Origin of the sequence: Saccharicrinis aurantiacus, from assembly GCF_001660705.2 — a bacterium.
Classification (GTDB): Bacteria; Bacteroidota; Bacteroidia; order Bacteroidales; family Marinilabiliaceae; genus Saccharicrinis; species Saccharicrinis aurantiacus.
Window position 1 is genome coordinate 13,306 of record NZ_LYBV02000006.1, and the last position, 21,615, is coordinate 34,920.

General features: G+C 34.9%; 17 protein-coding genes and 2 tRNA genes. 9 read left to right on the forward strand and 10 right to left on the reverse strand.

Annotated elements, in window-relative coordinates:
- The first annotated feature begins 67 nt into the window (after positions 1-67).
- Positions 68-3,022 carry a PEP/pyruvate-binding domain-containing protein gene (locus tag A8B35_RS02560; RefSeq protein ID WP_068471706.1) on the forward strand — a complete coding sequence of 985 codons (2,955 nt, stop codon included), beginning with the start codon at positions 68-70 and terminating at the stop codon, positions 3,020-3,022.
- Between the two features lie 10 nt (positions 3,023-3,032).
- Here the strand turns inward: A8B35_RS02560 and A8B35_RS02565 are convergent, their stop codons facing one another.
- Positions 3,033-4,781, reverse strand: a complete 1,749-nt coding sequence (locus A8B35_RS02565; protein ID WP_068471707.1) for a response regulator — start codon at positions 4,779-4,781, stop codon at positions 3,033-3,035.
- Between the two features lie 180 nt (positions 4,782-4,961).
- On the opposite strand from A8B35_RS02565, the gene A8B35_RS02570 reads away from it, so the two are divergent.
- Both A8B35_RS02570 and ettA read left to right on the forward strand, forming a co-directional pair.
- On the forward strand, positions 4,962-5,807 hold the full coding sequence (locus A8B35_RS02570) for a hypothetical protein (protein WP_068471708.1): 846 nt from the start codon (positions 4,962-4,964) through the stop codon (positions 5,805-5,807).
- Between the two features lie 111 nt (positions 5,808-5,918).
- On the forward strand, positions 5,919-7,604 hold the full coding sequence (ettA, locus tag A8B35_RS02575; RefSeq protein ID WP_068471709.1) for an energy-dependent translational throttle protein EttA: 1,686 nt from the start codon (positions 5,919-5,921) through the stop codon (positions 7,602-7,604).
- Between the two features lie 53 nt (positions 7,605-7,657).
- On the opposite strand, the gene A8B35_RS02580 is transcribed toward ettA, so the two are convergent.
- Positions 7,658-9,202, reverse strand: a complete 1,545-nt coding sequence (locus A8B35_RS02580) for a sensor histidine kinase (RefSeq protein WP_068471710.1) — start codon at positions 9,200-9,202, stop codon at positions 7,658-7,660.
- A gap of 304 nt (positions 9,203-9,506) precedes the next feature.
- Between A8B35_RS02580 and A8B35_RS02585 the strand changes: the two genes are divergently transcribed.
- The gene (locus A8B35_RS02585; RefSeq protein ID WP_068471711.1) at positions 9,507-9,767 is read left to right on the forward strand and encodes a hypothetical protein; all 261 of its coding nucleotides are present in this window, start codon (positions 9,507-9,509) and stop codon (positions 9,765-9,767) included.
- On the opposite strand, the gene A8B35_RS02590 is transcribed toward A8B35_RS02585, so the two are convergent.
- The 3 genes from A8B35_RS02590 to A8B35_RS02600 all read right to left on the reverse strand — a co-directional run bounded on the left by A8B35_RS02590 (position 9,764) and on the right by A8B35_RS02600 (position 12,193).
- Positions 9,764-10,255: a flavodoxin gene (locus tag A8B35_RS02590; protein ID WP_068471712.1), complete on the reverse strand. Its 492-nt coding sequence runs from the start codon at positions 10,253-10,255 to the stop codon at positions 9,764-9,766. The genes A8B35_RS02585 and A8B35_RS02590 overlap by 4 nt on opposite strands.
- A 64-nt stretch (positions 10,256-10,319) precedes the next feature.
- Positions 10,320-10,961 carry an O-methyltransferase gene (locus A8B35_RS02595; protein WP_068471713.1) on the reverse strand — a complete coding sequence of 214 codons (642 nt, stop codon included), beginning with the start codon at positions 10,959-10,961 and terminating at the stop codon, positions 10,320-10,322.
- Between the two features lie 11 nt (positions 10,962-10,972).
- A complete protein-coding gene (locus A8B35_RS02600) occupies positions 10,973-12,193 on the reverse strand; it encodes a M16 family metallopeptidase (protein WP_068471714.1) in 1,221 nt (406 codons plus the stop codon).
- A gap of 177 nt (positions 12,194-12,370) precedes the next feature.
- Between A8B35_RS02600 and A8B35_RS02605 the strand changes: the two genes are divergently transcribed.
- Both A8B35_RS02605 and A8B35_RS02610 read left to right on the forward strand, forming a co-directional pair.
- Positions 12,371-12,446 (forward strand) — tRNA-Phe (locus tag A8B35_RS02605).
- Between the two features lie 46 nt (positions 12,447-12,492).
- Positions 12,493-12,565, forward strand: a tRNA-Phe gene (locus A8B35_RS02610).
- Positions 12,566-12,631: 66 nt separating this feature from the next.
- Here A8B35_RS02610 and A8B35_RS02615 read toward each other — a convergent pair.
- The 5 genes from A8B35_RS02615 to A8B35_RS02635 all read right to left on the reverse strand — a co-directional run bounded on the left by A8B35_RS02615 (position 12,632) and on the right by A8B35_RS02635 (position 16,916).
- The gene (locus A8B35_RS02615; protein ID WP_068471715.1) at positions 12,632-13,015 is read right to left on the reverse strand and encodes a hypothetical protein; all 384 of its coding nucleotides are present in this window, start codon (positions 13,013-13,015) and stop codon (positions 12,632-12,634) included.
- A 191-nt stretch (positions 13,016-13,206) separates the two neighbouring features.
- Positions 13,207-13,776, reverse strand: coding sequence for a pentapeptide repeat-containing protein (locus tag A8B35_RS02620; protein ID WP_068471716.1), 570 nt, complete (start codon positions 13,774-13,776; stop codon positions 13,207-13,209).
- A 21-nt stretch (positions 13,777-13,797) separates the two neighbouring features.
- Positions 13,798-14,226, reverse strand: a complete 429-nt coding sequence (locus A8B35_RS02625) for a hypothetical protein (RefSeq protein ID WP_068471717.1) — start codon at positions 14,224-14,226, stop codon at positions 13,798-13,800.
- 172 nt (positions 14,227-14,398) lie between these two features.
- Positions 14,399-15,778 carry a M28 family metallopeptidase gene (locus tag A8B35_RS02630; protein WP_068471718.1) on the reverse strand — a complete coding sequence of 460 codons (1,380 nt, stop codon included), beginning with the start codon at positions 15,776-15,778 and terminating at the stop codon, positions 14,399-14,401.
- Positions 15,779-15,872: 94 nt separating this feature from the next.
- Positions 15,873-16,916 (reverse strand): NHL repeat-containing protein, encoded by a 1,044-nt coding sequence (locus A8B35_RS02635; protein ID WP_068471719.1) that lies wholly within the window; start codon positions 16,914-16,916, stop codon positions 15,873-15,875.
- Between the two features lie 224 nt (positions 16,917-17,140).
- Here A8B35_RS02635 and A8B35_RS02640 point away from each other — a divergent pair, with 224 nt between their 5' ends.
- The 3 genes from A8B35_RS02640 (at position 17,141) to A8B35_RS02650 (ending at position 21,551) form a co-directional block, all read left to right on the forward strand.
- Positions 17,141-18,472, forward strand: a complete 1,332-nt coding sequence (locus A8B35_RS02640) for a DUF1800 domain-containing protein (protein WP_068471720.1) — start codon at positions 17,141-17,143, stop codon at positions 18,470-18,472.
- A 49-nt stretch (positions 18,473-18,521) separates the two neighbouring features.
- A complete protein-coding gene (locus A8B35_RS02645; protein ID WP_068471721.1) occupies positions 18,522-19,679 on the forward strand; it encodes a DUF1501 domain-containing protein in 1,158 nt (385 codons plus the stop codon).
- 300 nt (positions 19,680-19,979) lie between these two features.
- Positions 19,980-21,551 carry an NAD(P)/FAD-dependent oxidoreductase gene (locus A8B35_RS02650; protein WP_068471722.1) on the forward strand — a complete coding sequence of 524 codons (1,572 nt, stop codon included), beginning with the start codon at positions 19,980-19,982 and terminating at the stop codon, positions 21,549-21,551.
- The last annotated feature ends 64 nt before the right edge of the window (positions 21,552-21,615 follow it).

Genomic DNA, 21,615 nt, shown 5'->3' on the forward strand with positions numbered 1-21,615 from the left:
TGTGATTAATACCATTTTATTCAGCTCATAAAATTAGTATTTTTGATAAATATCAACTGAATAATATATGGAAAGCGATAATAAAGTTCAACCATTAGGTTTTTTTGCAGAAACGGCTTTTAGCAACCTGATGCAGAATCGGATTCAAACTGTATTACTTATATGTAGTAGTTATGATGCTTTCTTATTGGAAGAGGATGGTAGAATAGAAGAACAAATATTTAATGAGTATGTATCGTTAAATCTTAGATATCCACCAAAGTTTATTAGAGTAAGCTCTTCTGAGGAGGCTTTAAAGCATTTAGAAACTCATTCCATTGATTTAATTATATCGATGTTAAGTATTGGCGGGATGGATCCTTTTATTTTAACGCAAACTATTAAAAGTCAGTATGAGGATATTCCTATTGTAGTATTAACTCCTTTTTCCCGTGAAGTTACACTAACCCTTAGCCGAGAAGATACCAGTGCGATCGATTATATTTTTTGTTGGCTTGGTAATGCCGACATCCTTTTGGCTATTATTAAGCTCATCGAGGATGAAATGAATGCCGATCATGACGTAAATCAAATTGGTGTACAATGTATTATTCTTGTTGAGGATTCTGTACGTTTTTATTCTTCTTATTTGCCAACAATTTACAAGATTGTATTTAATCAGTCTAAAAAGTTTATGACTGAAGGTTTAAATGAACACCAAAAGATGCTCAGAATGCGTGGGCGTCCGAAAATATTAATGGCTAGGGATTATGAAGAGGCAGTTAATTTATATGAGAAGTATAAGTCAAATGTTCTAGGTATTATTTCTGATGTGTCATTTAATAAAGAGGGAGTAAAATTCGAAAAAGCCGGTGTTGCATTAGCGAAAATGGTGAAGCGTGAGAACCCTTTTATGCCGTTTTTATTGCAATCTTCAGATAAAGAAATTGGATTAATTGCACGAGAGATAAAGGTTGGGTTTCTGCATAAATATGCGAAGAACTTATTGCACGAACTCAAACATTTCTTGAAAGTATATTTAGCTTTTGGAGATTTTGTTTTTGTTGACCCGGTTAGTTTAAAAGAGGTCGCACGTGTTAGTAATCTAAAGAGTTTACAAGAAAAGTTAAGTACTATTCCAGATGACTCATTGCGTTATCATTTCGAGCGTGATCATGTTTCTAAATGGCTTAATGCAAGAGCTCTATTTCCAGTGGCAGAAGTTGTTAAAAGCCTAAAAGTTGAAGATTTTGATTCTCTTGAGCTGACAAAAAGGTTCTTAATCGAAACGATTTCCAATTATAGAATTTCAAAAAATAAGGGTGTAATAGCTAAGTTTTATCCTGATAAATATGATAGTTATGTTAGGTTTGCTCGTATAGGTAACGGCTCAATAGGTGGTAAAGCGCGTGGTTTGGCTTTTCTTAATAATATGATTAAGAAGCATAGCGAGGAATTGTATTTTGATAATGTTGATATTTCAATACCACGAACAGTTGTAATCGGAACTGATGTTTTTGAGTTATTCATGGAGTACAATAATCTTTATGAAATTGCATTATCTGATTTACCTGATGATGTAATACTAAAAAGATTTGTAGAGGCCAAGTTACCAAGCATGTCTAAACTATATTTAGAAAAGTTTATCACTGTAATAAAAAATCCTATAGCCATACGTTCGTCTAGCGTTTTAGAGGATAGCCACTATCAGCCTTTTGCAGGTATTTATTCTACCTATATGGTAAGTAATACCGATTCGGAGGAGGTGGTTATGAAACAAATCGGTGACGCCATTAAATGTGTATATGCTTCTGTCTATTTTAAGGCAAGTAAGGCTTATATGGAGGCAACAATGAATATTATTGATGAAGAGAAAATGGGAATAGTTCTACAAGAAGTCGTAGGTCAAACCCATGGAAATAGATTTTATCCTACAATATCAGGCGTTGCTAGATCTGTCAACTTCTACCCTATACCTCCAGAGCAATCGAGTGATGGTATTGTAAATGTGGCGCTTGGTTTGGGAAAACAGATAGTTGAAGGTGGAGTTTCTTTGCGTTTTTCTCCAAAATTCCCACAAAAGTCACTGCAGTTGTCTACGCCTGAGTTTACGATTCGTGAAACGCAAAAGAAATTCTTTGCCTTAGATATGGATAATACTAGTTTTGTGCCATCAACAGATGACGCTGTTAACTTACTTCATCTGGATATCAAAAAGGCAAAGGAGGATGGAGCATTACGATGGTTAGGATCAGTATATGATTATCAGAATAATATTATTCGTGATGGACTGCATGCAAAAGGAATTCCATTAGTAACTTTTTCAAATATTCTAAAACATGATGCATTTCCACTTGCAGAAGTAGTTGAGCGAGTGATGAAACTTGGCCAGAAAAAGATGAATCAGCCGGTAGAAATTGAGTTCGCTGTTGATTTGCAAGCGAAAGGAGGTCGTCATACATTTTATCCTTTGCAAATTCGTCCTATTGTTGATGATGATGAATCGATAAAAGAGGATTTAGAATTGTGTGATGTCAATAATGAGTTATTGTTTTCAAGCTCAGCTCTTGGTAATGGTGTTATTAGCGATGTTTGCGATATTGTATATGTTAAGTCTGTTAAGTTTGATGCATCTCGTACCATAGATATGGTTCCTACAGTCGAAAAAATAAATAGAGTTTTACGAGATGAGAATAAGAATTATTTGCTCATCGGACCGGGAAGATGGGGTTCGCAAGATCCATGGTTGGGTATTCCTGTAAAGTGGCCACAAATATCTGCGGCTAGAGTTATTGTTGAAACATCTCTTGATGGTTTTGCTGTTGATCCTAGTCAGGGGACTCATTTTTTTCAGAACCTTACATCTCTTAGAGTTGGGTATTTAACTTTAGGGAAAGATGAAGATAAGTTTGATGAGTCGTATTTAAATGAACTACCTGCGGTATTTGAAGATGAATTTATCAGGCATGTTCAAGTATTAAATCCAATATCAATGAGAATTGATGGAAAAAAAGGAATAGCTGCCATATCATACCCCAAATAGCTCATGATTTTCAATTGTTTGAGAGTTTCGATTTAATTTTCTCAATTAAGGTATCAGGTTGGAATGGTTTACTCATATAGTCATCCATTCCAGCATCTAAACAGCGCTGTTTATCCTCAGGAAATGCATTTGCAGTTATTGCAATAATTGGGGTGTGGCTATTGGTGCTTTGTTCAATCTCACGAATCTTTCTGGTTGCTTTTAAGCCATCCATAATTGGCATTTGCACATCCATAAGAATTACATCAAACTTTGCGTTTCCGAATTTATTTAATGCTTCTTTACCGTTGTTAGCAACTTCTATCTTTTTTACCATATTTTTTAGGTAGAGGAGGATAATTTGCTGATTGCTTATATTATCTTCCACAAGAAGGAGTGTAGCATCCTTCATTTCTATTGGTTCCTTATACAGCTTCGTGTCGGTGTCCAATCTCTTTTTTATTTGTAAAACAGAGCTGCTGTATTTATTTTCTTTAAAAGTTATACCAAATTCAATGCACGTTTCATCAACTTTGGGTGTTATAATTAAGGTATGACCATCTTGCTCTATTAATTTCTTAGTCAATTCCAACTCTAAGAATTGAATGTATTTTGTACTATTTAGCCTAAATATTTCTTGTTCTTGTATTAAGCCATTTGAACTAAATTCTTTAGGAAAGGGAATGTGGCCGTGGGTAATTATTTTAAACATCAGATTAATATCACCAGGCATGCTATTCGTTTTAGCTACCTCAATTTTAAGGGTTTGGTCTTCACTAATATTATATTTTGCTATGCTATTTAAGATATTTAAAAATATCTGTTTTGTTTTAATTGAATTACCAATTAATGAGTTAGGAATATCAGCAGAAAATGAAAGGCTAAACTTTTGTTTGGCGTTATTATTTGAAAATATTCTAATAGTATTGGTAAGGGTAGAGTAGAGGTTAAAACTAATTTTTTCTTCCGGAATTGGGTTTATATTAACCGATGAATCTGTTACAAGGTTAGTAACAACACTAACTAAGTTATTTGCAGATGCGTGAATTGTATTAATATAGTCGCGCTGATCTTCAGTTAATTCTGTTTTGTCAAGGATATCAAGAATTCCAGTAATGTTACTTAAAGGGGTTCTTATCTGTCTTGATAAGTTAGAGATTTGTTCATCCTTAGAGTTTTTGCTGTTCTGAGTATTAATCACATCCTGTTCTTTTGAAAGCATTACCTCAGCATATATAAATTTTAAAGTGTACGCTATGATAAATGCAAAACAGAAATAGATTGAAAATAACACCATAAGATTTATGGAGTATTGAGTTGCATTCGGTATTATTTTAGAAAAGAGAGTAAAGTCTAAAATCATAAATGCTAGAATAAATAAAGAATGATAGGCTCCTTTTTTTCTGCCAAATAAATTAATGACTATAAAAGGGAATATTCCTACCCAAATTATATTTATTCCGGAAGTACCAGAAAAGACTATGAAAAAGATGAAAGTAATACTTACAAATGCGAATAAAATCTCTTTGTAATAAGTGGTAGACTTACCACTACGCCCCATTACCAAGTAGTTTGTAGCATATAAAATACTGAATAGTAATAATGGTCCGGCAAAGAATAAATCCTCTTCCAATAATGAAACAATTCCTTCAGAAAAAACGATTACAAATAAAAAGAAGTTAACAACGTTAGCAAATAGTATATTTGTTTTCGATTCTACTTCAATATTTTCATCTTGATCGGTAGAAAAGTGCATTAAGAATCGGTTGATTAATCTCATCGTATTTTTGTATTTAAGTTAGTGGCCATTATAACACTTTTTAAAAATAATGTTGTTAAAAAGTAACCTTTAACTATATTTTTCGAAAGAGCTATTGACTGCATTATTTAAAAGTAGCATCATTATTTTATTAATCTATTTTTTTAGTAAAAAAGTACCTCAAAAAAAAGAAAAAGCGATATGAAACAAATTTTATCAACTATAGTTGTATGCTTATTTTGTTTAAGTGGAATAAGTCAGAAGCTTTCAACAGAAAAGGATTATAAAGATTTTTTTGATACTAAAACCTATGTTGTGAAAGATGAAAATCCAATGTCGGATTTTAACTTTATGATTCAAAAGGTGATGCCTAATGTATGGGATGTTACAGATTACGAAATTATTTCAATTAAAGAGTTTGAGGAGAAAAGACGTGATCCTTCATATTCATTTATTGTGACTTCTACGGTAACTTTTAATAAGGATAAAACAAAAGCCAGATATACTTTTTTAAGTTTACTGATGGGGGCTGATGTTGCCAATATATCACAAATGCCTGACTTGTGTTCAATTCCATTGTCGTATGTTCGAGTTGAGGATGATAGTTACGCTTATAAAATGGAAGGTTTTATTCGTTTTATTCAAGATCATGTTAAGTTGGTATCTAGCAATCCAAGCATGATAAACTCAAATATTTTTAAATATTACAATAAAAATATTCAAAGTTTAAAGGATAAAACTTTATTGTTGGTAAAAGATGATTTAACATCAGAAACCAATTCAATTAGTAAAATTAAAAGTATGTATCCATATAATGTAAAAATTGTTTCACAAAAAGAAGTAGAAGACGCTATTGCGGCAGAAGATGATAATGTAGTTTTTTTACATAAAGTAGGTCCTGAAGGTACCAAGTATAAAGCACGTTGTTATAAAATTGTTATTGGAGCTGCTGATTCAAAGTTTTATTATTTTGATTATCATATGGTAACTCCGAAAAAACGTGATGGAATGTTACTGAAGGATTTTAAAACAATGGGAAAAAAATAAACTAATAAGTAATATAATAGGAAAGCTCAACTGAATTGTCGGTTGAGCTTTTTTTGTGATCAATTTTAGTTAAATTCGCAGTTCAAATTAATAATAAAAATTTACACTTTTATGTCTGACGATAAGAAGGTTATATTCTCTATGGTTGGGGTGAGCAAAGTTGTGCCGCCACAAAAAAAAATACTTAATAATATATATTTGTCTTTCTTCTATGGGGCAAAAATTGGTATCATTGGTTTGAATGGTTCTGGTAAGTCTACACTAATGAAAATTATTGCCGGTGTTGACAAAAACTTTCAAGGTGAGGTAGTTTTTTCTGCAGGTTATTCAATTGGCATGTTAGAACAAGAGCCGCTTCTTGATGATGCCAAAACAGTGAAGCAAGTTGTTGAAGAAGGAGTGCAAGAAGTAGTTGATGTATTGGCAGCTTACAATGCTGTTAACGAAAAATTTGCAGATCCAGAGGTATTGGAAGATCCTGACAAGATGCAAGCTTTAATGGATGAGCAGGCTAAATTGCAAGAAAAAATCGATCAACATGATGCTTGGAATTTAGATACAAAGTTGAATAGAGCGATGGATGCTTTACGTTGTCCTGACGAAGATAAGTTGGTTAAGCACCTTTCAGGAGGAGAAAAGCGTCGTGTGGCATTGTGTAGATTATTGCTTCAAGAGCCTGATGTTTTATTATTGGATGAGCCAACTAACCACCTTGATGCAGAATCTGTACAATGGTTAGAAATGCATTTGCAGCAATATAAAGGAACTGTTATATCAGTAACGCACGATCGTTACTTCTTAGATAATGTAGCAGGTTGGATTCTTGAGCTTGATCGAGGTGAAGGTATTCCTTGGAAAGGAAATTATTCTTCATGGTTAGATCAAAAGACCAAAAGAATGGAGCAGGAAGAGAAAACCGTTTCTAAACGCAGAAAAACATTAGAGCGTGAGTTAGAGTGGGTACGAATGGCTCCGAAAGCACGTCAAGCTAAATCTAAGGCGCGTTTATCTTCATACGATAAATTATTAGATGAAGATGTGAAGCAGAAGGAAGAAAAGTTAGAGATTTTTATTCCAAACGGACCTCGATTGGGTGATAAGGTTATAGAGTCGCATAAAGTAGCCAAGGCTTTTGATCAGCAATTGCTTTTTGAAGATCTTGAGTTCGTTTTGCCTAAGAATGGTATCGTAGGGGTTATTGGTCCTAATGGTGCTGGTAAAACAACTTTATTCCGCATGATAATGGGATTAGAGGATGTTGATTCTGGTACTTTTGAGGTTGGTGAAACTGTTAAAGTTGGCTATGTGGATCAGACTCATGAATCCATGGATGAAGAAAAAACAGTTTATCAAGTTGTAGCCGACGGACAAGAAACCATAAAAATAGGAGGACGTGAACTTAACTCTCGTGCTTATTTAGGTCGTTTTAACTTTACAGGAGGAGATCAAGAAAAGAAATGTGGTGTTCTTTCAGGAGGTGAGCGAAATCGTCTGCATTTGGCAATGACATTAAAAGAAGAGGCAAACGTTCTTCTTCTTGATGAGCCTACCAATGATATTGATGTAAATACCTTGCGTGCCTTAGAGGAAGGTTTAGATGATTTTGCTGGATGTGCTGTTGTTATATCACATGATCGTTGGTTCTTGGATCGCGTAGCTACGCATATTCTTGCTTTTGAGGGAGATTCTGTTGTATATTATTTCGAAGGATCGTTTTCTGAATATGAGGAAAATAAGAAAAGAAGACTTGGAGATGTTGGACCGAAGCGTATTAGATATAAGAAGTTAGTGAAATAATTCTAACTAAAATATAAAGGCTATTCATTTAATGAATAGCCTTTTTCAATTGATTAATCTATTTGTTTTAGCGGCAGTTCAAAGTAGAACTTAGACCCGATGTTAAGTTCTGATTCCACCCAAATTTCGCCATTCATCATATGAACTAGGTTTTTACATATGGATAGACCTAAACCAGTACCTTTTTCTTTCTTTAAATCGCTATTGCTGATTTGTGTAAATCGATTAAAAATATGCTCTATATCGTTTGGGTGTATTCCGATACCACTATCTTTTACGGCAAATAAAACACTATCATTACTGCTCTTTGCTATTACCTCAACAGTTCCTTCCTTGGTGAATTTAAGCGCATTATTTATTAGGTTAGTTAAAACTTGTTGTATTTTATATTTATCGCCATTATATGTGCTAGAGCTGAGTTCATCTAGTGTAAATATGATCTTATTTTGATTGAGTAGAGCAATTGAATTAAAGAAATTTCTTAACTCATTAAACAACTCATGAATATTAAATGGTCCATTCTCAAGTATTACTTGTCCAGTTTCAATTTTCGAAATTTCTAATAAGTCATTAATTATTCCCAAAAGTTGCTGACCATTATTGAGTATCAAATTTAAATATTCTTGGCGGGTGCTTGGATTAATAGTTGGATTTTTAAGTAGTTCTGTAAATCCTATAATGCCATTCATTGGAGTGCGAATTTCATGGCTCATATTCGCTAAGAACGCTGATTTTAAACGATCGCTTTCTTCTGCTTTTTCTTTAGCTAATATTAATTCTTCATTGGTTCTTAATAGGTCATTTTTAACTTTGTTTCGTTCTCTTAAATCGCGAATAATTGTTAAATAGTAACTTTGATCTGGTTTTGTCGAATTCATCTCAATCGGAATTCGTTCTCCATTTTTTGAAATAATATAACGTTCTAGGATGATGGTGCCGCCTTTATCTAGGGTATCAAATTGCAATGGTGAATTAGTTAAAGTTTCCTTATCAAATATTTTTGAGATGTGTTGGTTGATAATTTCATCTTTTTGATAGCCAACCATATTTAGGAAGCCATGGTTTACATCTATTATTTCACCTTTAAGGTTACCTATTAAAATGCCATCGCCAGCATGTTCAACAACGCTCCTATACTTTTTTTCGCTTGCTTTAAGTTTTTCTGCTACTTTTAGCTGCTCGGTAATATCTCTTAAAATTACTACTCTAGATTTCGTATTCTCATTAAGTAGGTAGTTTTTACCTCGAACTTCAGCAATGAAAGATGAGTCATCTTTTCTCACTACAGCAACATTGTAGGGTTCTTCTGATCCACTAATCATCATATTGTAAGCCAATTCCTTATATTCTGGTAAAATTACATCAATGGCATACATTCCAATTATTTCATCAAGTTTATATCCTAACATATCACAGCCACTATGATTTGCATCTACACAATATCCATTTTGAGTAATAAATATGCCTTCAAAAGTAGCCTCTGAGAGAGCTTTATATCGAGATTCTTTTTCTATGTATTCATTTATTAATGCTGATTTTTCGGCATCACTTAATGTGTTAAAATCATTATTAGAATATGGTTTATTATATCTTCCCATTTTAATAAATTCAAAAGTATAAGCAAATTGATTAGGTATTATCAAACATGTATATCTCAAGTTATGTAAAAAAATAATAGTACTCTAAATAATAGAATACCTTTATGGTGTGAATTAAAATCTTTACGATGGATGTATTGATTTTTTAGATGAAAAATAAGACTTTACGTTATAAAACTAACTGGATCACTTACTTACTTACCTATGTAAAATTGCTGTTGATCATTATTTTTAAGTGAATATACCTTGGAGTTGGTGTAATTTTCTACTTTTGTGTTAGTTAAGCATTATTGCGAATAGGTAGATGGGGAAAAATAAAAAGAAATCAGATTCAAAAAAGGAAACAACTGCGTTAACACCTAGTGCTTTGCGCAGGACTAGGAAGGCTACATTTATGCTTAATGAGAAGGAGGAAGCTGCTATAGATGCTTATTGCAAGAAAAACAGAATCAAAAATAAATCGAAATTCATGCGAGAAGTGTTAATGCGTACCGTTATGGATCACTTTATGGAGGATTATCCAACCCTTTTTGATAAAAAGGATATGGATAGAATTATTGTTTAAAATTTTAGTGTTTTAACCCACTCAGTTAATCTATAATCCGTTAAGTCGGGCTCATTATCTTCATCTAAGGCAAGACCAACAAATTCACCATCTACAACAGCTATTGACTCTGAAAAATCGTACTCATCAATTGGCCAGCTACCTATAAAGTTAGATCCTTTATCTTTTATTAGTTCAAAAAGTTTACCCATCCCGTTACAATAAGTATCAGGGTATGTAAATTGATCTCCGAGGCCAAATAATGCAATGGTTTTGCCATTTAGGTTGCAGGTTACAAGTGTATCCACAAAACTTTCAAAATCATCTTGTAAATTTCCAACTCCCCAAGTTGATGTACCTAAAATAAGGATGTCAAACGATTCTATTATTTCTTGAGATGCTTTTTCAACCGGAGTTAGTATCGAATTTGGTATTAAATCAGCGAGTTTTTCTGCAACAAATCGAGTATTCCCGACAGATGATCCGTAAAATATTCCAATTTTTTTCATAGAATAACTGCTTTTAGTTGTTAGTGATTAGGTAACAGAACGTGATGTGCTGCAAAATGTTTATTTATTTCTTCTTGATAACAAAAATGCCATCCCTAAAAGGGAAAATAACTTTTTCTACTCTGTTATCATTTTTAACCATTTTATTAAAATCTAAAATCCCTTTGGTGTATTTATCATTGGGGTCTAGTTTCTGAATGACCTTTCCATCCCAAAGAATATTGTCTGCTAATATGTAACCACCAGGATTTAAGAGTTGATAGCAAATCTCATAATAATCGGGATATTGCCTTTTATCACCATCCATAAAAATTAGATCGTACTTTTTGTTTAGTTTTGGCATAATATCCATGGCATCGCCAATATGCATTTTTATCTTATCGGCATAGCCTGATTTTTGAAAAAAACTTTCTGTAAATGGTTTTATTTCATCATCAATATCAATGGTATCTATAAACCCATTTGGTGGTAAAGTTTGGGCCATGCAAATGCACGAATAGCCAGTAAATGTGCCAATTTCTAATATATTAGTTGGCTGCACCATGTTGCAAATCATTTTAAGGATTTGTCCTTGTAGGTGGCCCGATAACATACGAGGGCGAAGAATTTTCAGATGCGTTTGTCTATTTAGCTCATATAGCAGTTTATCTTCGTCGTTAATATGGTCTAGTATATAATTTTCGAGTTCAATGTCTGTTTTGAACATACTGGTATTAATTATAGGTAAACAAGTTGTGAAAATTGGTCGGGATTAAAGGTTTGGTTTGCAATTTCCATTAAATCGGATGCACTTATGGCATCAATTTTTTCATAAATATATTCTAAAGAATCTACCTTGTTATAAAGCAAATAGCTTTTAGCAATGTTAAGCATTAAGCTTTCTTTATTTTCAGATGAAATGGCAATTTGACCTTTTAATTGACGTTTGGCCTTGTGCAATTGCATTGCGCCCAATTTATTATTTCTGAGATCGGCGAGTTCTTTATGAACTATTCGAATACTCTTATCGATATTCTTTTTATCGGTGCCTAAATAGATAGAGAAAACTCCTGTGCCATAAAATGGGGTATAAGTAGATTCAATGTTATAAGCAATTCCTCTTTTTTCTCGGAGTGACATATTCAATCTACTATTCATCCCCGGACCACCCAATAAGTTATTTAGTAGGTGCAAGCCTAATCGGTTAGGGTGTTTATAGTCAAATGCAGTACCTCCAATTATAATATGGCTTTGATAGGTGTCTTTATCAATTGTGATATTTTGTGGAGATGTTTTAATAATAGAATCGCGCTTGTTAATTCTTGGATTTGATTGAATATGACCAAAATATTTTTCAGCCAAGCGTACCACTCGTTTAAAATCTTCGCTACCAACAGAACAAAATACCATTTGATCAGTATGGTAGTTGTTCTTCATAAATGTAAATATATCTTCTCGGGTAAAGCTTTTAAGCATTTCAGGAGTGCCCAAGATGTTTCTGCCTATGGCATGGTTGGGGTAAAGTAGTTCTTCAAAATCATCGAAGATTAATTCAGCCGGAGAATCTTTATACGAGTTGATTTCATCAACAATTACTTCTTTCTCTTTTATTAATTCTTTTTCAGGAAATATAGAATGGAAAGTAATATCAGCAATCAAATCCATCGATCGCTCATAATCATCTTTCAAGTAGGTAGCATAAATACATGTCTCTTCTTTAGTAGTGTAGGCATTTAATTCTCCGCCTACATCATCAAGCCTGCTCAGTACATGATATGCTCGCCTCTTTTTAGTTCCTTTAAAAACTACATGCTCAATAAAATGCGCCATCCCATGCTCATGCTCCTCTTCGTCTCTCGACCCTGCATTTATTATCATGCCACAATACCCTACTTCCGATTTTTCGGGTTTGTGTATGATGCGTATTCCGTTTTCTAAAGTATGTGTATAAAATTCCATAAAAAAATATTGGAGTGCAAAAGTACTAAAGTACAGCGTATTTCAATACCTATAGCAATAAAAATAATAGAGAAACTTTAAAAAGAATTTTGAGGTATAAAATCTTTGTGTATATTTGCACCGCCTTAAACAAAAGGCCTACCTGCAGAACGATGCAGGATGAATGAAATAACAGTTGGTGCCATAGCTCAGTAGGTAGAGCAATGGACTGAAAATCCATGTGTCCCTGGTTCGATCCCAGGTGGCACCACCAACAAAAATGTGGTTCTGTTTTGCAGAAAACCTCAGTTGAAAAGTGAGGTGCCATAGCTCAGTAGGTAGAGCAATGGACTGAAAATCCATGTGTCCCTGGTTCGATCCCAGGTGGCACCACATTTAAAGAAACCCTGATAGATTTTTAATCTGTCAGGGTTTTTTGTTTTATAAAACTTAGGCTAATTATAATAGAATTATCTTATTTAAGGCAGGGTGTTCTATGCTGTCTATAATTTCCAATAGATATGTATTGTGATCATTCTCTTCTAAGAAGATCCCATCTATTAACACATCTAATATATTTTTGAGTTCATTTGCAGCAAGGCTAGTTAGAGTGCTTTCTGCTTCAGATGATGAGTTTAATATAGCTATGAGAATGAATGTGTATTTTTCCTCAAGAGCCCTTTGAATACTTAATTCGTGTTCTGTTTCCTTCTGTTTCCAAATTGAATTAGTAACCCATGAAAAGTACTCTGAAAGAGACGGGAAGTATTTGTCCTTTTCAACCTGATTTAAAGTCGCGATTGACATTGCATGATCAAGATTATATAGAGTAATTTCTTTCATTTAGTTTTAGGGCAATTGATATTTAATGCTTTGTAAAACTAATATACTTTTTTTATTTTCAAAAATTAATCGAACATAATAGTTGTTTGGTCACTAAAAATAGCTGTTTAATCAAAAATATAAATCACATAATTGTATCTTATTCCTTACGTGGTTTGTACAATAGCTCAGGATTTAGAACTAAATATTGATCATAAATTTATTTTTAATTTATACTTATTTAAAAGGCCAATTACCTCAGGAATATCGAATTGTGCACCTTTCATTATGTTTAATTCAGGGTTAATCGTATAGTTCTTGGCTTCAGAAAAATTAGCTTTTTCGAGATTGCATCCTTCAAAAATGGCAAATAGTAAATCGCAGGCCTTAAAATTTGCAGACTTTAATTGACAATTACTGAAGTCAACTTCTTTTAATTGGCAAGATGAAAAATGTGTATTGTTCAGTTTTTGAGAGTAAAAAACCGAATGGTTTAAAATGCAATTACTAAAGTTTAATGATAAGGCAAAAGGATTGCATGTGTCAAATTGCAAACCGAGCATCTTGCAATTATTAAATTTAATATTCTGAAAGGATGTTGACATGATGGCGCAAGAGCTAAAATCACAGTCGGTAAAATCACAATCAATGAACTTGAAATTGGAAATATCGCAATTGGCAAAATTGCAGTTAATAAAAGAGCAGTACTCGTAGTCGCCTTGTGTTAGTGCAGATTCGAAGAAGTTTTCATTCTCGAAATTCGTATCATTTATATAGTGCATTGTAATTAAATAGGATGCGTGTTATAGTACTTGTTTAGGTTTAATAGCTTTTAGGTAAATAATTAATCCATACACAAAAATTGGAAAGGCAATGTATAAGTGCCTGCCCGTATAATTTCCTAAATAGCTATTGCATAAGAACCGACTCTCTATTGTCATGGTATAGGTCAGAATAGCTAAGAACATTGTTACGGAAGCTTTTCTGCCAGAATGTTTTATTTGATATAAAAGAATATTTACTCCAAATATTAAGTAAAAGAGATAACCTAAAAGGCCGGATTTTAAAATGGCATTCTCAGGATCTGTTCCTGCGACCTCCTCTATCTTTATAGGAATATTTAAAAACCAAAAACCTTCTATTGTTAGGTGGTTTGATATGCTTATTCCGAATAGTGACGAAAAAGCAAACCCCAAAAATAGAGGTAGCCAAAATTTAATATTGTGTTGCATATCTTTTTGTTTACTTGAAAGTATACTCTTATTAACGTGCTAATGTTTCTTTAATTGTGAGTATTATTCGTATTCACGAATGGAATGCCTTAACTGTTATTCGTGGAGGATCAATTACTTTAAGTGATAGAAATTTAGGAAGGTGCTTGTTTATCACCTTCCGTTTTAGTTTTTATAATTTATAGGATAGATAACCTGATAAAGTTTTGACAAACTCATTGAGTTTTTCGTAATTGATTTTGTCAGCAGTATCGTTGTGTGTATGGTAATCGGGGTGTAAGCCTGTGGTAAAAATGGTAAAGTTTGCTTTTTCAGCAAAGCTTGCCTGATCGGATGCAATCCTAAATATTAAACGAGTAAATGAAATTCCATTATTCTGTAGTTTAAGTGAGCTCTTTGAATCTTTTAAATATTTCTTGTAGCTCTTGTCAAAAGCCCTTCCTTTTTCTCCTTTTGATATTGCTAGAATGAGATTTTTGTTTTTTTTCTTGTTCTTTTTATCTCGACCAATCATGTCTGCATTAATCACAAAATCAACATTCTCATTCAACTGCTCAGCTAAATATTCAGACCCCACTAGTCCTATTTCTTCGGCATCGAATAAGCAAAAGTAAATATCCTGCTTTGGTAATATTTTATTGCTTTTCAGATTTTTTGCAATTTCTATTACCGCAGTTGTACCAGAAGCATTGTCATCGGCACCCGGGTAATAATTTGTTTCGGCTGCAACTTTTGTTTTTCTAGAGTAGAGAGAATCAATATGGTCGTAATGCGCACAAATAATCAGAGGTTTCAGATTAGGGTTACTTCCTTTCATTGTGCCTATCACGTTCTGGTATTGTTTGGTGTAAACCGAATCGGGTTCTTCGCTTATGCTAAAACTGGTTTTATTCGCAATAAAATCTTTGTTTGCCAAATAAATGTTTAAGCCATTAATACGCTCTTTAAGTGCATTAAATTCTTCCTTATCTCGCATATAGTCAGAGGAGCCATATTTGTAACAAATTTTAGCCTCGTGGTATTTATTTGTAGCGTTAAGGTTTTTCATTTTAACACGTACGCCTTTTTTCTTACTATCCTTTAGTAGAAATATGAAGTTATGAATGCCTTCTTTTTCTTTTAATACCACAGCCTCTTCAAAAGCTTGTTTCATTTTAGCCACTTCAATTGGGTAAAATAAAGTACTGTCTTGATCTGCATCTTTACTAATTAAAAATTCGGATTCATTTAATATAAACTCGTGTTTATTGATATTGTAAATTTCGCTAGTGTCATTATTCTTAATTAAATAACTGGGCTTATGTGTTGTGTATTCCTTTACAAAAAACTGAAAGTATTCTGTAGAATCGGTGTAGGGGCTTATGTCATTCTGTCTAAATTGATCAGCAATGTATTCTGCAGCTTTATATCCTTCGGGAGTTCCGGATATTCTTCCATTTAATTCTATAGATGTGAGGTATTCAATGTGTTTTTTTAAGGTATCCACATTTGTGTTTTGCCCCTCACTATTAAGCGCAATTAATAGTAAGGAGATAATCATTAAGTTTCTCATTGTTTAAGGTATTAGTTTATTTATTGATCAAAAGTAGTTAATCATAATAATACCTGCGCTAAAAATTCTGTTAAACAATCTTATTTTTAATCATCTATAAATCAATGTATGATATGGTATAGGGTTTACCATGAGCCTTATTCACAACTCCCTCTTGCACCATTAAGTCAAAGTTTGATATAATAAGTTTGTTATCATACACTATTAAATCGGCGGGTTGATCTATTTGTCCGTTGGAACCATCGTTATCGGGATATTCAGCAAGTATGCTTACTTTTTGTTTGGTATCTATCTTAAAAATTTGGTTTTGTAAAAAACCAGCCACATATAAATTTCCTTGGTCATCAATGTTTATGCCATCGGGTCCGGCTGTAATAGGCAATTGTGCATATACTTCTTCGTGAGTCACCTTGTTATCTTTCAATGTTAATTTATAGATGCGAGCATCACCTAAATTACCTACAAATAAGTGCCCCGCTTTATTAAATACTAAGCCGTCTAATCCAAATTGTCTTTTTGGGTTTTCGGTTTTTGAGGTATAAATTAGGTTCTCATCCGAGGCATCGTTGTTTACTTTAATATTTCTATCAGCAATATTAAAACAGTATACGCCACTCGTTAGGTGCTTGGTTTTAAATTTGGGTAATGCAGTTTGAGTTACATACACTGAATTATTGTGATGCCTAATTCCGTTAATGCTTTTAAATCCGTATGCTACGGTTTCAGAATCGATTATTTTATTGTTTTCAATGCTTAGGCATAAGAGTCTACCTTGTTCTTTATTCTGATTATCGCAAACAAATAATTTACCATTAGGGGCGTATGCAATTCCCATGGGTTTAGCTCTCCCGGTTTGTTCCAAAACAGGGACCTCTCCTATGGTGCTAACAGTTCCGTTTTTATCAATGCGCATTAAAATGCCGGGTTTGCTAGCATCGGCATAGTTAGGGCATGAGAGCGTTAAGCTGCCATCAGGAGCGATATCAAAAGCATCGGGAGTTGGGCATTTATCGGGCAGCTCAGCGAATAGTTTGGCTGGCTGTAGAGGATTTGATTGTGATTTGTTTTGAGCAAGTACGCTGTTCGAAATAATAGTAGTTGCCACGAATATGGCAAAAGTAAGTTGTAATGTTTTCATAGACTTTGTTTTTGCTTACTAACGTTCGTTTTGAGGATATGTTTTTAGCTATCAGTCTATTATTCTGGTGCCTTAATAAAAAGTATTTTATACAGTGGCACGCTATTAACCATTGTTAGCACGCAATTATCAAAATTAATTATTGTTAGCATCAACAATGTAGTATCAATTATAGAGTGAGAATTATTCACTATATTGAGAAACCCCTTAAATTGATATTCATTATGAAAGAGTCTCACTACATACACTTACTCAAGCGTGCTCAGTTGGGCGTGTCACCAAATCAATTGCAAAATATCCCAAAATCAAGAAAGACTGCTGTTGATAACTTATTTAATAAGGCTGAAATTAAGTCGCTCAGTATCGATTATTCCGATATATCTTTCACAAACATGCAAAAGCTTAGTCCGCAAGAGCGCATGAAGTGGCAAAAGATGAATCGTGAAAAACTTCAGGAGTTTAATTTAGTGTGGTTTAACCGTATGGCCAGTGATCATCAAAATATTCAAGAGCGAATGGTCTTATTTTGGGCCAATCATTTTGTGGCCAGTAGCAAAAATATAAAGCATGCCGTTCAGTATAACAACTTGTTACGCGAGCATGCCCTGGGTAATTTTCGCGAGTTTGTTTTGGCGGTATCCAAGGATGCGGCTATGATTCAATATCTGGATAATAATAAAAATAAAAAGGAAGCACCCAACGAGAATTACGCTCGCGAGTTGATGGAATTATTTACGCTAGGGCGCGATGTTTTATATACCGAGTCGGATATAAAGCAAGCTGCTCGCGCCTTTACAGGGTGGAAGGCTACGCCTGATGGAAGGTTTTTAGTTGCAAAACGTCAGCACGATGAGGGTGAAAAAGTATTTTTGGGTAAGAGGGGGAATTTTAGTGGAGAGGATATCGTAAATATCATACTCGAAAATAAAGAATGTGCACAGTTTATATGTACCAAAGTTTACAAAGAGTTTGTGAGTGAAAATGTGGATGCTGCTCGCGTTAAAGAATTATCAGAAGTGCTTTATGCGAACTACGATATAGAAGAATTAATGCGCTATTTGTTTAGTGCAAAGTGGTTTTATAACGAAGCTAATATCGCATCAAAAATAAAATCGCCGCTCGAAGCTATGGTAAGCATGTATGCATTAATGCCCTATCAAATTAAAAAATCAAAGCAGTTAATGAGCATGCAGCGTGTTATGGGTCAGGTATTACTTAATCCGCCAAATGTTGCCGGTTGGCCCGGCGGACAAAGTTGGATTGATAGTAACACTCTGATGTACCGTATGCGTATGGCATCTATCTTGTATCAAGGTGGTGTTATTGATTCAGATAGTGATATGGCTTCAATGGAGCGATCAAAAGGAAGAGAAAAAGTAACAGTTTCTGTTGATTGGAGTTATTTAGATCAGCTGTTTCAATTGAGCAATCGGCAACAAGCCATTTTGTTATTTGGGAAACAATTAAGCGATGAGGTGTATGCCCTGGTTAACGATACTAAGCCAAAAGATAAGTTAGTTAAGATGTTATCGGTTCCCGATTTTCAAATGTGTTAATCAAGCACCCATAATTTATTCTTTTCAATGTAAAATTAAGTCGATAAATATGAAGCGCAGGACATTTCTTAAATCAGGTTTAGTGGCGAGTAGCGCTGCATTTATGCCTCAGTTTCTAAACGGAGCCTCAGCTAATTTGCAATCTGCAAACGGAAACAAACTTGTGGTTATACAATTAGCAGGAGGTAACGACGGATTAAACACCCTCGTTCCTTACCAAAACGATATATATTATAAAAGCCGACCTAATATTGCCATTCCTAAAAATCAAGTATTAAAACTTAACCATGATTTAGGGTTTAATCCGTCCTTAAAAAGCATGGCTCAGTTTTTCGAAAATGGCGAAATGAGTGTGTACAATCAGGTTGGATATCCCAATCAGAATAAATCACACTTCCGGGCAACCGATATTTGGTTAACCGCCAGCGATGCCAATCAGTATTTAAGCACAGGGTGGTTGGGTAAATACCTCGATTCAGATTGTCAGAAACCTCACCATGCCATTGAAATAGGCACCAGCTTATCCTTGGCCCTTAAGGGAGATAAGGGTTACGGTATGGCTTTCGATCATCCTTACACGCTAATGCGAGCGGGTAACACTGATTTTTTTAAGCAGCTCCGAAACCTATCAGCTACTGATTCAAAATCAGAATACCTTTATAAAACCTTTGTGCAAACGCAGCAAAGTACCGATTATATATTCGATAAATTCCGCACCTATAAATCCACCATCACCTATCCGAACAGTGCAAATGGGCGGTCATTAAAAACCATAGCCCAGCTTATTGGAGCAGGAGTGGATACCTCTATTTATTACCATTCTATAGGTGGATTTGATACGCATGGTGCACAGTTGGGCCGACAAAAACAGCTTCATCAAAACTTAGATACTGCCCTTAGTGCTTTTGTGAACGACCTCAAGCAAAGTAATAATTGGAATAGCACACGCATTCTTATTTTCTCGGAGTTTGGTCGCCGCATTAAAGAAAACGGAAGCAAAGGAACCGATCATGGCAAAGCCAGTAATGTATATGTGTTGGGTGGGGGAATAGATACGCCCGGTTTTCAGAATGGCAGTACCGATCTTACTAAATCAGAAAATAATGATTTGTTGCACACCATAGATTTTAGGAGTATTTACGCACACCTGCTTAAAAATTGGTTAAACTCTGAAGTAGGTTTGCCATCAAGCGGGTTTACCACATAAAATCATCGTAATTATTAGGGCAAAATACGGGCTTTCCATTATACCAAAGCTCTGCCTTTGCTCACATTGCCATCTGCCTTACGTGGGCTTCCTCTGGTCGCCTCCGTAGTCAGGGCAAAGTGGCAAAAGCAAATCTTTGCTGCCACTTCAATCCCTTTTGCAGTCTCCATAAGTTAGGAGTTCGGTGCATTCATTCGCTATTGCAAGCTACCATAACTTTCCTCAGGCTGTAAAGCAATTAATAATTAACAATTACCAATTGATAATTATTTTATCTTTGCGCTATAATAATAAGGTAGAATGAAGAAAGATATAGCATTACGCTTAACGCCCGAACAGGCGTCTGATGAGAAGAATTATAAATCACTGGTGGCTAAAAAGATGAAAGTTAGCCCCGATAAGATCACTGCGATACGAATTCGCAAAAGATCGATAGATGCACGTCAGCGTAATGTAATGGTTCAATTGTACCTCGATGTTTATGCCAACACTACGCCTCCCGAACAAAAATTTCCAGAGTTTGAGTATAAAGATGTTTCATCAAAGCCCGAGGTTATTGTAGTAGGAGCAGGCCCTGGTGGTTTGTTTGCTGCATTGCGTTTAATAGAGTTGGGTTTTAAGCCCATCGTATTAGAGCGTGGTAAAGATGTAAACGAGCGTAAAGTAGATATTGCACAACTGAATAGAAACCAAGGCGTAAATCCCGAGTCCAACTACTCGTTTGGCGAGGGTGGAGCAGGAACCTATTCTGATGGGAAGCTTTACACACGAAGCACCAAGCGTGGCGATTTTAAAAAGATATTAAACGTACTACATTTTCATGGAGCGCAAACCGATATATTAATCGATTCGCACCCACACATCGGAACCGATCGTTTGCCTTCGGTAATCAAAGCCATGCGCGAGTCTATTCGATCAGCTGGTGGAGAAGTGTTATTTAATACCGCAGTTAAAGATTTGGTTTTAGCCGATGCTAAAGTAAAAGGTGTGGTTTGTGCCGATGGAACAAAACTAATGGCCGAAGCTGTTATATTGGCTACCGGACATAGTGCCCGCGATATATACACCATGCTTAATAACCTATCTATTCAGCTCGAAGCCAAAACATGGGCTATGGGCGTTAGGGTTGAGCATGCACAAGAGTTGATTGATCAAATTCAGTACCATTCGCCAGATGGAAGAGGGGATTATTTGCCTGCTGCTTCCTATAGTTTTTCGTGCCAAGCGCAAGAGCGTGGGGTTTACTCATTTTGTATGTGTCCTGGCGGATTTATAGTACCAGCAATGACGGGCGAAAACGAAATGGTAGTGAATGGTATGTCGCCATCTAAACGTAACTCGCCCTATGCTAACTCAGGAATGGTAGTTGAGGTAAAGCCCGAAGATATCCCTGATGAGTTTAAAAAGCATGGCGTTTTGGCTGGTTTAGAGTATCAGAAAGAAGTAGAGCGTTTGTGCTACATTAATGGAGGTAACGGCATTGTTGCGCCGGCACAGCGATTAACCGATTTTGTAGATTCTCGATTGTCTTTTGATTTACCCGACACCTCGTATGTACCTGGTACAATTGCTTCGCCCTTACATTTTGTATTGCCGCAAGGTATTACTTCGCGTTTGCAAGAGGGCTTCTCTCAGTTTGGCAAATGGGCCAAGGGTTTCCTCACGGAAGATGCCGTGGTATTAGGAACGGAATCGCGCACATCATCGCCAGTTCGTATTCCTCGTAGCCCGTATACATTCCAACATCCGCAAATAGAAGGTTTATTCCCATGTGGTGAGGGAGCTGGTTATGCCGGAGGTATTGCTTCATCAGCCATTGATGGAGAAAAGTGTGCCGATGCTGTGGCCGAGATGTTAAAATCCTTAAGTTAGTTCACAGAAAAGAATCTTATTTCAATTCAGATTAGGCTTGCCCAAAATCGGCAGGGCATATTTC